Raw genomic sequence first — 13056 nt, 5'->3', positions numbered from 1 at the left:
CGCCAGCGGCTCAACTCATTTCATCTCCGCCCGCCAGCCGGGTCCGTGCGCGTCCTCGCCGGATTCCGGGCGGGCCGTGTCGGTCCCGTAGTGTGTGCCCTCGCGCGTCGGTAGCTCAGCGGTAGAGCACTCGGTTTACACCCGAGCGGTCGGCGGTTCGAAACCGTCCCGACGCACCACGTCCCCCTTCATGAGAGCCCTCTCATCGGCGCCTCACGGTCGGCTCACGCCGCGCCAGCAGGCTGCTCCTCGTCCACCGGGCCGGCACGGCCCCGACGAGAGGAAACCTGATGAGGAAGCTCCTGCCCACCGCCCTCCTGGGCGTCGCCGGTCTCACTGCCGTCGGCCTGATCGCGACGTCGTCGCCGCTCACCGCCTCGGCCTCCGACGAGGCCGCCAAGCGCGAGGACGACGCCCCGTCGCTGGTGCTGGTCGCCGACGACGATGACGACGACACCAACGACGACGACACCGACGACGACACCCGCACCGGCAAGAGCCGCGACACCCGTGACAACACCGCGAGCAACTTCACGGGCGTCAGCCGCGACCGCGACGACAGCCGGGGCGACAAGACCCGCGACTGGACGCGGGACGGCGGGGACCGGACCCGGGACTGGTCGGCCAACAAGACCAACGACCGCAGCCGCAACGACACCCGCGGCTGAGGCCGGTCCATGAGCACGCGTGACGACGTCTGGGGGCTGGCCGAGGGCGACCTGCTGGCGCCGGGGCTGACCGCGATGCGGCGCCTCGGCGGCGGCTCCGCCTACGAGGCGTGGCTGTGCTTCGACGAGGTGACCTGGTCGCCGGTGGTCGTCAAGGTGCTGCGGCCCTCCCAGGTCGACGACGAGTCCTCCCGCCGCGGGCTGCGGCGGGAGGTCCTCGCGCTGCGGACGATCAACCACCCGGTCGTCGCGCGGGGCCTGCGCGACGGCCAGGACGGAGACCGGCCGCTCGTGGTGCTCGAGCACGTCGACGGGCCGCGCCTCTCCAGCCTGATCAGGCGCTACGGGCGCCTCCAGGAGGCGCAGTACCTGCCGCTGGCCATCGACGTGGCGTCCGCGCTGCACTACTTCCGCCAGGTCGGCTGGACGCACCTGGACATCAAGCCGAGCAACGTCATCATGGGCGCACCCGCCCGCCTGATCGACCTGTCCGTCGCCAGGCCGGAGGAGGACGCCCGCCGCCTGCGCCACCCGATCGGCACCGACGCCTACATGGCGCCCGAGCAGAGCGACCCCGGCGAGCACGTCCCGTCGTACGCCTCGGACATCTGGGGTCTGGGCGCCACGCTCTTCCACGCCGTCGCGGGGCACCGGCCGTTCACCGAGGGCGACCCGGACCACCACGACGTACGACTCCGCTTCCCGCAGCTGGTCGAGGACCCGGCGCCGCTGCCGGCCGGCGTGCCGGACGAGGTGGCCGACGTGATCATGGCGAGCCTGCGTCGGGACCCCTCCGACCGGCCGCTGCCCCACGAGGTCGCCGAGGCGCTGGAGCCCGTGCTGGCCAGGCAGCCGCGAGGCTCGCTGGCGGGCTTCAAGATCCGCTGAAGCGGTAGCCGACGCCCCGCACAGTCGTGATCGCGGTGCCGCCGAGCTTCTTGCGCAGGTAACCGACGTAGACGTCCACCACGTTGGAGCCCGGGTCGAAGTCGTAGCCCCACACGTGGTCGAGCAGCTGCTCGCGGGTGAGGACCTGGCCGGGGTTGAGCATGAAGATCTCGGCGAGCGTGTACTCGCGGGCCGACAGCTCGACCACCTGCCCCCCGACGCGGACCTGACGGGTGCGTCGGTCGAGTCGCGTGCCACCCACCACGAGCTCCTCGTCGAAGGTCGCCCCGGTTCCTTCGGACGCCTGGCGCAGGCGGAGTCGTACGCGCGCGAGCAGCTCGGCGAAGCGGAACGGCTTGGCCATGTAGTCGTCCGCCCCGCCCTCGAGCGCCGTGACGGTGTCGGTGACCGAGTCGCGGGCGGTGAGCACGATGACGGGCATCCGGCTGCCCTGGGACCGCAGCTGGTCCAGCAGCTCGAAGCCGTCCATGCCAGGCAGGCCGATGTCGAGCACCATGAGGTCGAAACGCCCCGACATGGCCTCGTCCAGCCCGGTGGGCCCGTCGTGGGCGATCGTCGGCTGGTGACCCTCGGCACGCAGGCCCTTGGCCACGAACGAGGCGATGCGCTGCTCGTCCTCCACGATCAGGATCTGGGCCACGTCGACTCCTCGGTGGGGCGGGTGCTGGTGCTGGCGGGGCGGGTGGACGGGCGGCTGGTCGCCGGGTCGGGCAGGACGATCTCGACGTGGGCCCCGTGCGGCTCGGCGTCACCGATCCGGACCTCGCCGCCGTGCGCGTGGGCGATGGCGCTGACGATCGAGAGCCCGAGGCCGAAGCCGTCGTCACCGGGGCGCACGTGGCTGCGGCCGAAGCGCTCGAGGACGGCGTCGCGGTCCTCCGGGGCGATGCCGTCGCCCGCGTCGCGCACCCACAGCGTGAGCCGACCGCCTGCACGCGCCGAGCCGATGGCGACGAGGGCGCCGGGGTCGGTGTGCTTGACGGCGTTGTCGGCGAGCTGCAGCACGGCCTGGGTGACCCGCTGCTCGTCGAGGACGACGGTGCCCGAGGCGGTGCCGTCGAGCTGCCAGTCGCGTTCGCCCAGTGCCGTGGCCTTGGCGAGCACGGACCGCGTGAGCTGGTCGAGGTCGACCTCGCTCGTGACGAGGAAGTCGGGACGCCGGGCCTTGGCCAGCAGGATCAGGTCGCCCACCAGCCGGGACATCCGGTCGACCTCGTCGAGCAGGAGGTCGCGCGTGTCGGCCAGGTCCTCCGGGTCGCCGTGGTCGAGCAGCTCGAGGTGGCCGCGCAGCACGGTGAGCGGGGTCTTGAGCTCGTGGCCGGCGTCGTCGAGGAACTGCCGCTGGGCCGCGAAGCCGCTGTCGAGCCGCTCCAGCATCCCGTTGATGGTGCGCGTCAGCGCGGTGATGTCGTCGTTCCCGCGCTCGGGGAGCCGGCGCGAGAGGTCGGTCGCGGTGATCTCGCGCGCGGTCTCCTCGAGGGTGCGCAGCGGCGCGAGCAGCCGGCCGGACTGGAACGCGGCGATCGTGGTGATGAGCCCGAGCGAGAGCAGGGCGACGAGCGCATAGGTCTGCAGGGTGCGCCGCAGCTCGTCGTGCTCGTCGGCGAGGAAGTTGACGATCACCAGCGCGCCGCTGCCCAGCGTGTTGACCACCGGGACAACCGTCACCCAGGTCTCGCCGAAGGCGGGGGACTCGATCACGCGGGTGCCGCCCGCCCCGGACAGGTCGCTGACCGCGCTGCGGAAGGCGGGCTCGTCGAGCACCTCCTGGCCGTACCTGTTGCGGGTGCGCTCGGGCACCTCGCCCCGCACGTAGCCGACGAGCATCTCGTCGTCGTCCGGCACGTTGCGGGTCAGGAAGACGTTGAGCAGGCTGCCGACGTCGGCGAACTCCTCGCCCGTGCCGGGGTCGATGCGCAGCTCGCGGAACTCGGCGATCTCCTGGTCGATCTGCGCGTTGACCGCGCGCTCGATGCGCGCGGACTCGAGGGCGTACACGAGCACCCCGGCGCCCGTCATCGCGACCGCGGTGAGCACGGCGATGACCCCCGCGATGCGGGTGCGCACGGAGACCTGGGCAAGGCGGCGCGTCGCACGATCAGTCGTCGCGCTCGTCCGTGGTGTCGTCATCGTCCGGCCCGTCGTCGTCCCACTCGTCGTCGTCATCCTCCCCGACCGGCGTGGGGAGCGGGGTGACGACCCTCGCCTCCTGCTGGCGGTCGTCCCGCTCCCTGTCGCGCCGCTCGCGCCGTCCGTCGGGCGGAGGGTCCTCGGGAGTGGGGTCGCGCGTGACGGCCGGCGTGGTGGGTGCGTCGCGCAGGATGACCGGACCGCGGTCGGCGGGGTCGGGTCCGCCGGTCGAGGCGAGCGACCCGGCGACGTAGGCCACGAGGGGCACCACGAACGCCAGGAGCAGCAGCACCTTGGTCACGTGACTCACGGTCGCAGCCTCCCGGCCGCACGTGGCGGGGGCATGAGAGCAGGATGAGAACCCTCTCATCTGCCGCTCGGCGCCGGCGGCTGACCGTCCGTCGCACCGCGCCCCGAGCCCCTCGTCGCCGTCGGTGACGCATGCCACAGTGGGCGCATGATCGTGCCCTTCAGCGTCACCGACTTCATCGAGCGCGCTGCTGCCGTCTACGGCGAGCGCCCCGGCTTCATCGACGAGCCCGACCAGCCGGCGTCACCGCTCGGCACCCTCACCTACGCCGAGGCGTACGACCTCTCCCGGCGCAAGGCGGCCCGGCTCGACGAGCTCGGCATGGAGGTGGGCGACCGGGTGGCGATCATCAGCCACAACAGCTCGCGCCTGCTCACTTCGTTCTTCGGGGTGTGCGGCTCGGGCCGCGTGCTGGTGCCGATCAACTTCCGGCTGCGGCCCGACGAGATCTCCTACATCGTGGCCCACTCCGGCGCGCGGGTGCTCTACGTCGACCCGGAGCTCGTCGACCAGCTCCAGGGCATCGACGTCGAGCACAAGTTCGTGCTGGGCGAGGACGAGTCGATGTTCGCGGCGCCGGGCGTCGAGCCGCGGCACTGGGAGCCGGACGAGAATGCGACGGCGACCATCAACTACACGTCGGGCACCACCGCCCGGCCCAAGGGCGTCCAGCTGACGCACCGCAACCTCTGGACCAACGCCGTGACCTTCGGCCTCCACGCCGGCGTGACCGACCGCGACGTCTACCTCCACACCTTGCCGATGTTCCACGCGAACGGCTGGGGGATGCCATTCGCGATGACCGGCCTGGGGGTCCCGCAGGTCGTGCTGCGCAAGGTCGACGGCGCCGAGATCCTGCGCCGCGTCGAGCAGCACGGCGTGACCGTGATGTGCGCGGCTCCGGCCGTGGCGGCCGCGGTGCTCGACGCCGCCGCCGACTGGGAGGGCGAGATCCCCGGCCGCGACCGGGTGCGGATCATCATGGCCGGCGCCCCGCCGCCCACGAAGACCGTCGTGCGGGTGCAGGAGGAGCTCGGCTGGGAGTTCATGCAGATCTACGGCCTCACCGAGACCTCGCCGCTGCTGACGGTCAACCGCACCCGGGCCGAGTGGGACGACCTGCCGGCGGAGGACCGGGCCGCGAAGCTCGTGCGCGCGGGTGCGCCCGCGATCGGCGTACGCCTGCGCACGGACGACCAGGGCGAGGTGCTGGCGCGCTCCAACGTCATCCTCGACGGCTACTGGGAGCGGCCCGACGAGACCGAGCGGGCGCTGGTCGACGGGTGGTTCCACACCGGCGACGGCGGCGTCATCGGCGACGACGGCTACCTGACGATCAGCGACCGCAAGAAGGACGTGATCATCACCGGCGGCGAGAACGTCTCCTCGATCGAGGTCGAGGACGTGCTCTTCTCCCACCCGGCGGTCGCGGAGGTGGCGGTGATCGGCGTGCCCAGCGAGAAGTGGGGCGAGACGATCAAGGCGCTCGTCGTGCTGGTCGAGGGCGAGAGCGCGGACGAGGCCGAGCTGATCGCGTGGTGCAAGGACAAGGCGGCCGGCTACAAGGCGCCGACGTCGATCGAGTTCCGCGACGAGCTCGCCCGCACGGCGACCGGCAAGCTGCAGAAGTTCAAGCTGCGCCAGCCCTACTGGGAGGGGCAGCAGCGACAGGTCAACTAGCCCCCGATAATCAGCGCATGCCCTCGCTCGCAGACGTCGTCGACCTGCTGCACGCCTGGTACCCGCCGGGCACCGCCGACTCCTGGGACGCGGTCGGACTGGTCGCCGGCGACCCGCGCGCCGACGTCGGCAAGGTGATGTTCGCCGTCGACCCGACCCTCGAGGTCGCGCGCGAGGCGGTGGAGTGGGGCGCCGACCTGCTGGTCGTGCACCACCCCCTGCTGCTGACGCCGGTGAGCTCGGTCGCGGCGACCACGCCCAAGGGGCGCACCCTCCACGCGCTCACCTCCAACGGCTGCGCGCTGCTGACCGCCCACACCAACGCCGACCAGGCGGTGTCCGGGGTCTCCGAGTCGCTCGCGCTCGCCCTCGGCCTGTCCGACCTCGAGCCGATCCGGCCGGCGCCCGCCGCCCCGCTCGACAAGGTCGTGGTCTTCGTCCCGGTGGACTCCGCCGAGCGGGTGCGCGCCGCGCTCCACGAGGCCGGTGCCGGACGGATCGGCGACTACGACTCGGCGTCCTGGTCATCGCGCGGAGAGGGGCGGTTCCGCCCGCTCGACGGAGCCGCGCCCGCGATCGGGCAGGTCGGCGACCTCGAGGTCGTCGACGAGGTGCGAGTCGAGGTCGTGGCGCCGCGGGCACGGCGTACGCCGGTGGTGCGGGCGCTGCTGGCCGCACACCCCTACGAGGAGCCGGCCTTCGACGTGGTCCCGCTCGCCGACCCCGGCCTGGCCACGACCGGCACCGGCCGGATCGGCACGGTCGAGAGGACCACGCTCGACCAGTTCGCCGCGCGCGTGTCACGGGCGCTGCCCAGCACCGCCCACGGCGTCCGCGTGGCGGGGCACCCGGACCGACCGGTGCGGCGGGTCGCGGTGTGCGGCGGCGCGGGCGACTTCCTGCTCGACGAGCTCGCCCGCAGCGACGTCGACGTCTACGTCACCAGCGACCTGCGGCACCACCGCGCGGGGGAGTTCCTGGAGCACGAGGGGCCGGCCCTGGTCGACGTCGCGCACTGGGCCGCGGAGTGGACCTGGCTGCCGGTGGTGGAGGCTCGGCTGCGCGACGCCATGGGCGATAGGGTCGACACCCGGGTCAGCACCCTGTGCACCGACCCCTGGACGTTCCGCCACTGAAGTCGCATCCGTAGTCGAAGCAGGAGTGCCGTTGAAGGCCGATCCCACCCACCAGCTCAAGCTGCTCGACGTCGCCGAGCTCGACTCGTTGGCTGCCCAGCTGCGCCACCAGCGGGCGCACCTGCCCGAGCTCGCCGACATCGCCTCGCTGGAGGAGGAGCGCACCACGATCACCGACCAGGTGCGCGACGCGCGCATCGTCGTCGACGACCTCACGGTGGAGCAGGCCAAGGCCGACCGCGAGGTCGAGCAGGTGAAGGCGCGTCGCGAGCGTGACCGCAGCCGCATGGACAGCGGCCAGATCACCAACCCCAAGGACCTCGAGCGGATGCAGCACGAGCTGGTCTCCCTCGAGCGCCGGATCACCACTCTCGAGGACGCCGAGCTCGAGGTGATGGAGGCCCTGGAGCAGGCCCAGCAGGTGCTCGACGCGCTCGGCATCCGTGCCGACGACATCGACGCGAAGCTCGCCGAGCTGGTGGCGGCGCGCGACGAGAAGCGCGTCGGGATCGACGCGAAGCTCGACGAGGTGGCCGGCGCCCGTGGCCCGGCGACCGAGGGGATGCCCGAGGACCTGATGGCCCTCTACGAGCGGCTCCGCGAGCAGAAGGGCATCGGCGCCGCACTGCTGCGCGCCCGCCAGTGCGGCGGCTGCAACATGACCCTCGACGCCTCCGAGCTCTCCCGCATCAAGGCCGCGCCGGCCGACGAGGTCATCCGCTGCGAGGAGTGCCAGCGGATCCTGGTGCGCACCGACGAGTCGGGTCTCTGAGGGCAGGAGCCGTGCTCCGCGCCGAGGACTTCGCGGCGCGCGGTCGTACGTCGCTGCGCGCCCGCGTCTCCCGGCTGAGGTCCAAGGGCTGGGTGATCGGACAGTGCGCGATCGCGGCGGGCGTCGCGTGGTGGCTGGCCAAGGACGTCTTCGACCACCAGCTGCCCTTCTTCGCGCCGATCGCCGCCGTCGTCTCCCTCGGCATGTCCTACGGCCAGCGGCAGCGCCGGGTGGCCGAGGTCACCGTCGGTGTCGCGCTGGGCGTCCTGCTGGGCGACCTGCTCACCCACCTCATCGGGTCCGGCGGGGTGCAGATCGCGATCATCGTCGCCTGCGGGATGTCGATCGCGCTGCTCCTCGACGCCGCGCAGCTGATCGTCATCCAGGCGGCCGTCCAGGGGATCGTGGTCGCAGCGCTGGCGCCCGCTCCCGGCGCCGCCTTCCTGCGCTGGACCGACGCCCTCATCGGCGGCGCGGTCGCGCTCGTGGCGGCGACCGTCGTGCCGCGCGCCGCGCTGCGCAAGCCGCGGGACCAGGCGGCCGTCGTGGTCCGCAAGATCGTCGAGCTGCTGCGCTCCGCCGCCGACCGGCTCGGCGACGGTGACGTGGACAGGGCGCTGGCGGTGCTGCGCGACGCCCGCGCGACCGACGTGCTGATCGGCGAGCTGCGGGCGGCCTCCGAGGAGGGCATCTCGGTCGTGCAGTCCTCGCCCTTCCGCCGCCGCCACGGCGAGCACCAGCGCCAGCTCGCCGAGCTCGTGGAGCCGCTCGACGTCGCGCTGCGCAACACCCGCGTCGTCGTGCGCCGGGTGGCGGTGGCGGTCTACCGCCGCGAGCCGGTGCCGCCGTCGTACGCCGCCCTGATGCGCGACCTGGCCGACCTCGCCGACCGCGTCGCCGACGAGCTGGTCGCCGACCGGATGGCCACCGCCGTCGTCGACGACCTGGTCAAGCTCGGCCGGGCGACCGCCACGGTCGAGCACAGCGACGACCTCTCGGCAGAGGTGATCCTGGCGCAGGTGCGCTCGATCATCGCCGACCTGCTGGCGCTCTGCGGCGTCGACCCGCTCGAGGCGACGGACCTGATCCCGCTGCGGTAGCGGCTCGACGGATCGTGCTCAGACCTCGCTGACCACCACGTCGAGCTGGGTGCCCCTCGGCGTGGGGCCGCCGACCTCGACGGTCCAGCCGAGGCGGGTCAGCGCCTCGGCGAGCGCCTTCGGGGTGCGGGGGTCGGCGCCGTCCTCGAGCAGCGCGCGCACGATCCGGCCCTTGGTCGCCTTGTTGAAGTGGCTCACGACCGTCCGCTTCCCACCCGACTCGTGGAGCACGCGCACGGTCGCGACGCGCCCGGCGAGCTCCTTCGTCGGCCGCCAGAACGCGGCGTACGTGCTGGAGCGGAGGTCGACGAGCAGCCCGGTGCGCATGCCGTCGGTGATCGCCTCGCCGAGCACCTCGCGCCACGCGCCGGCGACTGACCCGACGCCGGGCAGGACAGCGTCGCCGGAGAGGCGGTAGGCAGGGATCCGGTCGCCGGGGCGGACGATGCCGAACAGCGAGCTGGTCACCGCGACGCGGGAGGTCGCGCGGCGGCGGGCGGCGGGGGAGAGGGTGTCGAAGCCGAGCGCGTCGTAGAGCACGCCGGTGTAGACCGCGTCCGCGCGGGCGGTCGGGGCCGTGGCGAGGTGGACGTTGCGCTCGACGAGGTCGCGCTGCGCCGGTCCGAGGCCGAGGACCGCCGCGGCCTTCTCCGGGTCCTCCCGGCACAGGGTGGTCAGCGCCTCCAGCAGCGTCGCGCGCGTCGGGGTGAGGACGGGCGACGACAGCGAGGCGAGGTCGAGGGCCTTGCCCCGGCGGGCGGCGGTCTTGCCCTCGCTGGGCGGCAGCAGGATCAGCACGCGGCAAGCGTAGGGATGGCGCGGGGACGTCGGTTGGCTAGGGTCGGGTCTCGGTACGCCCCGTCGCGACCTCGTGCCTCGGTCGCGGCGCCACTCGACCTCCCGCCCCACGCCGTGCGCGACTCCGTCGCGCCCGGCTAGGGTCGTGACATGCCCAGCAACCGCGTGGTGAAGGTCCGCTCGACCGGCGACAGCGTGACGGCGCAGGAGATGCGGGACGGCATCGCCGCGATCCAGCAGGAGATGAAGGTGACCGCCTCGTTCCCGGAGGCGGTGGAGCAGGCTGCGGCCGAGGCGGCGGCCGACCCGCGGCTGCCGGAGCTGGACCGCACCGACATCGAGCTGGTGACCATCGACCCCGAGGGCGCCAAGGACCTCGACCAGGCGATGCACATCGAGCGCAGCGGCGAGGGCTACGTCGTGCACTACGCGATCGCCGACGTGGCGGCGTTCGTCTCGCCCGGCGACCCGGTCGACGTCGAGGCCAACCGGCGTGGGGAGACGCTCTACGGCGCCGACTCCAAGATCCCCCTCCACCCGCCGGTGCTGAGCGAGGGAGCCGCCTCGCTGCTGCCCGACCAGGTGCGCCCGGCGCTGCTGTGGACGATCCGGGTCGACGAGACCGGAGAGGGCACCGACGTCCAGGTGGAGCGGGCGCTGGTGAGGTCGCGCGCCCAGCTGTCCTACGAGGCCGTGCAGGCCGAGCTGGATGCCGGGAAGGCCGGCGAGCTGATCGGGCTCCTCAAGGAGGTCGGCGAGCTCCGCCTCGCCCGCGAAGCGGCCCGAGGCGGCGTCTCGCTCCCGCTGCCCGAGCAGGAGCTCGTCGAGACCGGCGACGGCCACTGGGAGCTGGAGTTCCGGCGGCTCACGCCCGTGGAGACCTGGAACGCGCAGATCTCGCTGCTAACCGGCATGGGCGCCGCCTCGCTGATGGTCTACGCCCGCGTCGGCATCCTGCGCACGCTGCCGCCCGCCGACCCGCGCGACGTGCAGCGGCTGCACCGCACGGCGCGGGCGCTGGGGATCGAGTGGCCGGCCGAGCAGCTCTACCCCGACTTCGTCCGCACCCTCGACCCGTCGAGGCCGACGCACGCCGCGATGATCGTCGCGTGCACCCGGCTGCTCCGCGGCGCCGGCTACGTGACCTTCAACGGCGAGCTGCCGGAGCAGGCGCAGCACTCCGCCCTCGCCTCGGAGTACGCCCACGTGACGGCCCCCCTGCGGCGCCTCGCCGACCGCTACGCCGGCGAGATCTGCGTGGCGCTGTGTGCCGGGACCGAGGTCCCCGACTGGGTGCTCACCGCCATGCACGAGCTGCCGGACACCATGACGAGCTCGGGCCGTCGTGCCAACCAGTACGAGAACGCCGTCGTCGACCTCTGCGAAGCCGAGCTGCTCCACGACCGGGTGGGGGAGTCGTTCGCCGCCGTCGTGGTCGACCTCGACGACAAGGACGACCGCAAGGGCGACATCACCATCCAGGACCCCGCCATCGAGGCCACGGTCACCAGCACCCACGAGCTGCCGCTGGGCGAGGAGGTCACCGTCGAGCTGGCGCAGGCCGATCCGCGGACCCGCACGGTGGAGTTCCGGCTGGCCTGAACCCGGCGTGCCTGCTCAGCCGAGGTCGAGCGGCGCCAGGCCGGTGTCGAGGAGCGCGCGCGCCACGGCCTGGTGGGCCTCCGGGCTGTTCTCGTCCCACGATCGGTCGTGGGAGGGGCCGTTGAACGACCGCCACACGTCGACGAACCTGGCGTCGTGACGGTCGGCCGCGGACTGCATGGCGTCGGCCAGGTCGCGCGTGAGGGTCTCGCCGCCCCCACGGGCGAACCCTGCAGGCAGCCGGTAGTCCGCCACGATCGAGGGATCGGACAGGAAGACGTTCTGGGCGCCCACCAGCCGGACGGCGACCGCTCGACCCGAGGTGAGGGCGTCGACCTCGTCGAGGATCGCATCGAAGCTGCGGCGCCAGCGCGGTCCCATCCGGCGCAGGCACTCCGAACCGCCTGCCCCGCACCTGTCGTCGGCGACCATCTCGAGGGTGCCCGTCCGGTCCAGGTCGTTGAGCCCGTCGCCGATGACCACGACGTCTGCTCGCGCCACGGACGCGCGGGCGTCGTCGTCGCTCCGGAGGGTGCGGAGGAGGTCGGCGGTGTCCCCGCCGTTGGTGGTGCGGTTGTCGAGCTCGACCTGCCTGCCGGTCTCCTCCTCGAGGTAGGTCGCGTAGTAGGACACGAACGTCTCGCACATGCCGCAGTGGGCGCCGTACGCCCAGGACGCGCCGAACGCGACGTACGCCAGGCCTGCCGCCTCGCTCGCCGTCGGCGAGGCCGGTGTCGACGTCGTGCTGCCAGCTCCGGCGTCGCGCGTGCTGCTCGAGCATCCGGCGACGAGCGTCGCGAGCAGCACCGAGACCCCGGCCCGCACCATCGTCCTCGTGTCCACGACTCGAGGGTGCAGCGTGCCACCCGCGGCGCACCATCCCTATTTGCTGGGGGTCGGACCGGTGCGACGATGAGCAGGTGGGCGTCCAGCCACGACTCGCCTCGGACCTGCTCCGGGGGGACGACGCCGAGCCGGAGGAGTTCGCTGCTGTCGTCGCTGCCGTCCTGCGCCGGACGGTGCCGCACGACGGCTGGGTCCTCGTCGGGCTCGACCCGGCCACCAGGTTGCGGACGTTCCAGTTCTGCCGCAACGGCACGGACGGCACCGCCGAGCTCGCGCGCCTGGAGGCAGCCGTCCCGGACGTCAACAAGTACGCCGACCTCGCCCGCGCCGCCGTGCCCGCCGGATGGTTGGGGGCCGGGCACCCGCTGGCGGGGACCAGCGTGCGGCTCAACGAGATCCTGATCCCCCAGGGGGTCGGCTCGGAGCTGCGCCTGGTGCTGCGCGACCGGGACGCCGTGTGGGGTGCGATCGTGCTGTACCGCGACGCGGGGACCAGCTTCGGTGAGCGCGACGTGGCCCGGTTGCTGACGATCGCGCCGGAGCTCACCGAAGCGTTCCGCCGCCACCCCGTGCGGACGTTGCGCGGTGCCCCCGGCCCCGCTCCCACCGGGGTCGTGCTGCTCGCACCCGACGATCGCCTGGTGGCGGTCTCGCCCGAGGCGCAGGCATGGCTGGATGACCTCGTCCCGGGGCATGGGGACGAGACGGGACCGAACGACGTCACCCGCGTCCTCTACGACGCGGCCCAGGTCGTTCGCGCCGGTGGCCCCGACAGCGTCCGGGCCGCCGTGAGGACGATCAGCGGTCGCTGGCTCGAGGTGTCGGGTCACGCCCTGCCGGGCGGCGAGGCAGACGTCGCAGTCGTCCTGCAGCCGGCCGGAGTCCCGCTGCTGCTCGACGCCGTGGCGGCCGGGCACCGCCTCACGCCCCGCGAGCACCGTGTCCTCGTGCTGGCCGCGCGCGGACTCACCTCCCGGTCGATCGCCCGGGAGCTGGACATCTCACCCTGGACCGTGAACGACCACCTGTCGTCCATCTACCGCAAGTGCGGGGTGCGCGGCAGGGACGAGCTGCTGGGTGGGCTGGTGGCGAGCTCCTGAGCACG

Annotated in this window: 13 protein-coding genes and 1 tRNA gene; 9 read left to right on the top strand and 5 right to left on the bottom strand. The window is 73.1% G+C overall.

Going from position 1 to position 13056, the window contains the following annotated elements:
- The first annotated feature begins 104 nt into the window (after positions 1-104).
- From ACE3QY_RS08240 to ACE3QY_RS08230, 3 genes are all read left to right on the top strand, one after another.
- Positions 105-179: transfer RNA gene (locus ACE3QY_RS08240), tRNA-Val, on the top strand.
- Positions 180-290: 111 nt separating this feature from the next.
- Positions 291-668: a hypothetical protein gene (locus ACE3QY_RS08235; protein ID WP_374455527.1), complete on the top strand. Its 378-nt coding sequence runs from the start codon at positions 291-293 to the stop codon at positions 666-668.
- Positions 669-677: 9 nt separating this feature from the next.
- Positions 678-1556: a serine/threonine-protein kinase gene (locus ACE3QY_RS08230; protein ID WP_374455526.1), complete on the top strand. Its 879-nt coding sequence runs from the start codon at positions 678-680 to the stop codon at positions 1554-1556.
- Here the strand turns inward: ACE3QY_RS08230 and ACE3QY_RS08225 are convergent.
- The 3 genes from ACE3QY_RS08225 to ACE3QY_RS08215 are packed head-to-tail and all read right to left on the bottom strand — an operon-like array spanning position 1543 to position 4017.
- A complete protein-coding gene (locus ACE3QY_RS08225; RefSeq protein WP_374455525.1) occupies positions 1543-2217 on the bottom strand; it encodes a response regulator transcription factor in 675 nt (224 codons plus the stop codon). The two genes, ACE3QY_RS08230 and ACE3QY_RS08225, sit on opposite strands and share 14 nt — an antisense overlap.
- A complete protein-coding gene (locus ACE3QY_RS08220) occupies positions 2202-3644 on the bottom strand; it encodes an ATP-binding protein (RefSeq protein WP_374455524.1) in 1443 nt (480 codons plus the stop codon). Before ACE3QY_RS08220 ends, ACE3QY_RS08225 begins: the two co-directional genes overlap by 16 nt.
- A 31-nt stretch (positions 3645-3675) precedes the next feature.
- Positions 3676-4017, bottom strand: coding sequence for a hypothetical protein (locus ACE3QY_RS08215; RefSeq protein ID WP_374455523.1), 342 nt, complete (start codon positions 4015-4017; stop codon positions 3676-3678).
- Between the two features lie 147 nt (positions 4018-4164).
- On the opposite strand from ACE3QY_RS08215, the gene ACE3QY_RS08210 reads away from it, so the two are divergent.
- The 4 genes from ACE3QY_RS08210 to ACE3QY_RS08195 are packed head-to-tail and all read left to right on the top strand — an operon-like array spanning position 4165 to position 8705.
- Entirely contained in the window at positions 4165-5697 is a 1533-nt protein-coding gene (locus tag ACE3QY_RS08210) for an AMP-binding protein (RefSeq protein ID WP_374455522.1), read from the top strand.
- Positions 5698-5714: 17 nt separating this feature from the next.
- On the top strand, positions 5715-6833 hold the full coding sequence (locus ACE3QY_RS08205; RefSeq protein WP_374455521.1) for a Nif3-like dinuclear metal center hexameric protein: 1119 nt from the start codon (positions 5715-5717) through the stop codon (positions 6831-6833).
- A 31-nt stretch (positions 6834-6864) separates the two neighbouring features.
- Positions 6865-7605 carry a zinc ribbon domain-containing protein gene (locus ACE3QY_RS08200; RefSeq protein WP_374455520.1) on the top strand — a complete coding sequence of 247 codons (741 nt, stop codon included), beginning with the start codon at positions 6865-6867 and terminating at the stop codon, positions 7603-7605.
- 11 nt (positions 7606-7616) lie between these two features.
- Positions 7617-8705 (top strand): aromatic acid exporter family protein, encoded by a 1089-nt coding sequence (locus ACE3QY_RS08195; protein ID WP_374455519.1) that lies wholly within the window; start codon positions 7617-7619, stop codon positions 8703-8705.
- Positions 8706-8723: 18 nt separating this feature from the next.
- Here ACE3QY_RS08195 and yaaA read toward each other — a convergent pair whose 3' ends face one another.
- Positions 8724-9503, bottom strand: a complete 780-nt coding sequence (gene yaaA, locus ACE3QY_RS08190) for a peroxide stress protein YaaA (RefSeq protein ID WP_374455518.1) — start codon at positions 9501-9503, stop codon at positions 8724-8726.
- Positions 9504-9653: 150 nt separating this feature from the next.
- Between yaaA and ACE3QY_RS08185 the strand changes: the two genes are divergently transcribed.
- Entirely contained in the window at positions 9654-11105 is a 1452-nt protein-coding gene (locus ACE3QY_RS08185) for an RNB domain-containing ribonuclease (protein ID WP_374455517.1), read from the top strand.
- A gap of 15 nt (positions 11106-11120) precedes the next feature.
- Here ACE3QY_RS08185 and ACE3QY_RS08180 read toward each other — a convergent pair whose 3' ends face one another.
- A complete protein-coding gene (locus tag ACE3QY_RS08180) occupies positions 11121-11948 on the bottom strand; it encodes an SGNH/GDSL hydrolase family protein (RefSeq protein WP_374455516.1) in 828 nt (275 codons plus the stop codon).
- 77 nt (positions 11949-12025) lie between these two features.
- Here ACE3QY_RS08180 and ACE3QY_RS08175 point away from each other — a divergent pair, with 77 nt between their 5' ends.
- Positions 12026-13051, top strand: a complete 1026-nt coding sequence (locus tag ACE3QY_RS08175) for a LuxR C-terminal-related transcriptional regulator (RefSeq protein WP_374455515.1) — start codon at positions 12026-12028, stop codon at positions 13049-13051.
- Positions 13052-13056: the final 5 nt, after the last annotated feature.

Origin of the sequence: Nocardioides sp., from assembly GCF_041913365.1 — a bacterium.
GTDB lineage: Bacteria > Actinomycetota > Actinomycetes > Propionibacteriales > Nocardioidaceae > Nocardioides.
Note: the sequence above shows the minus strand (reverse complement) of the source record. Positions and strands in the feature narration are given on the sequence as shown.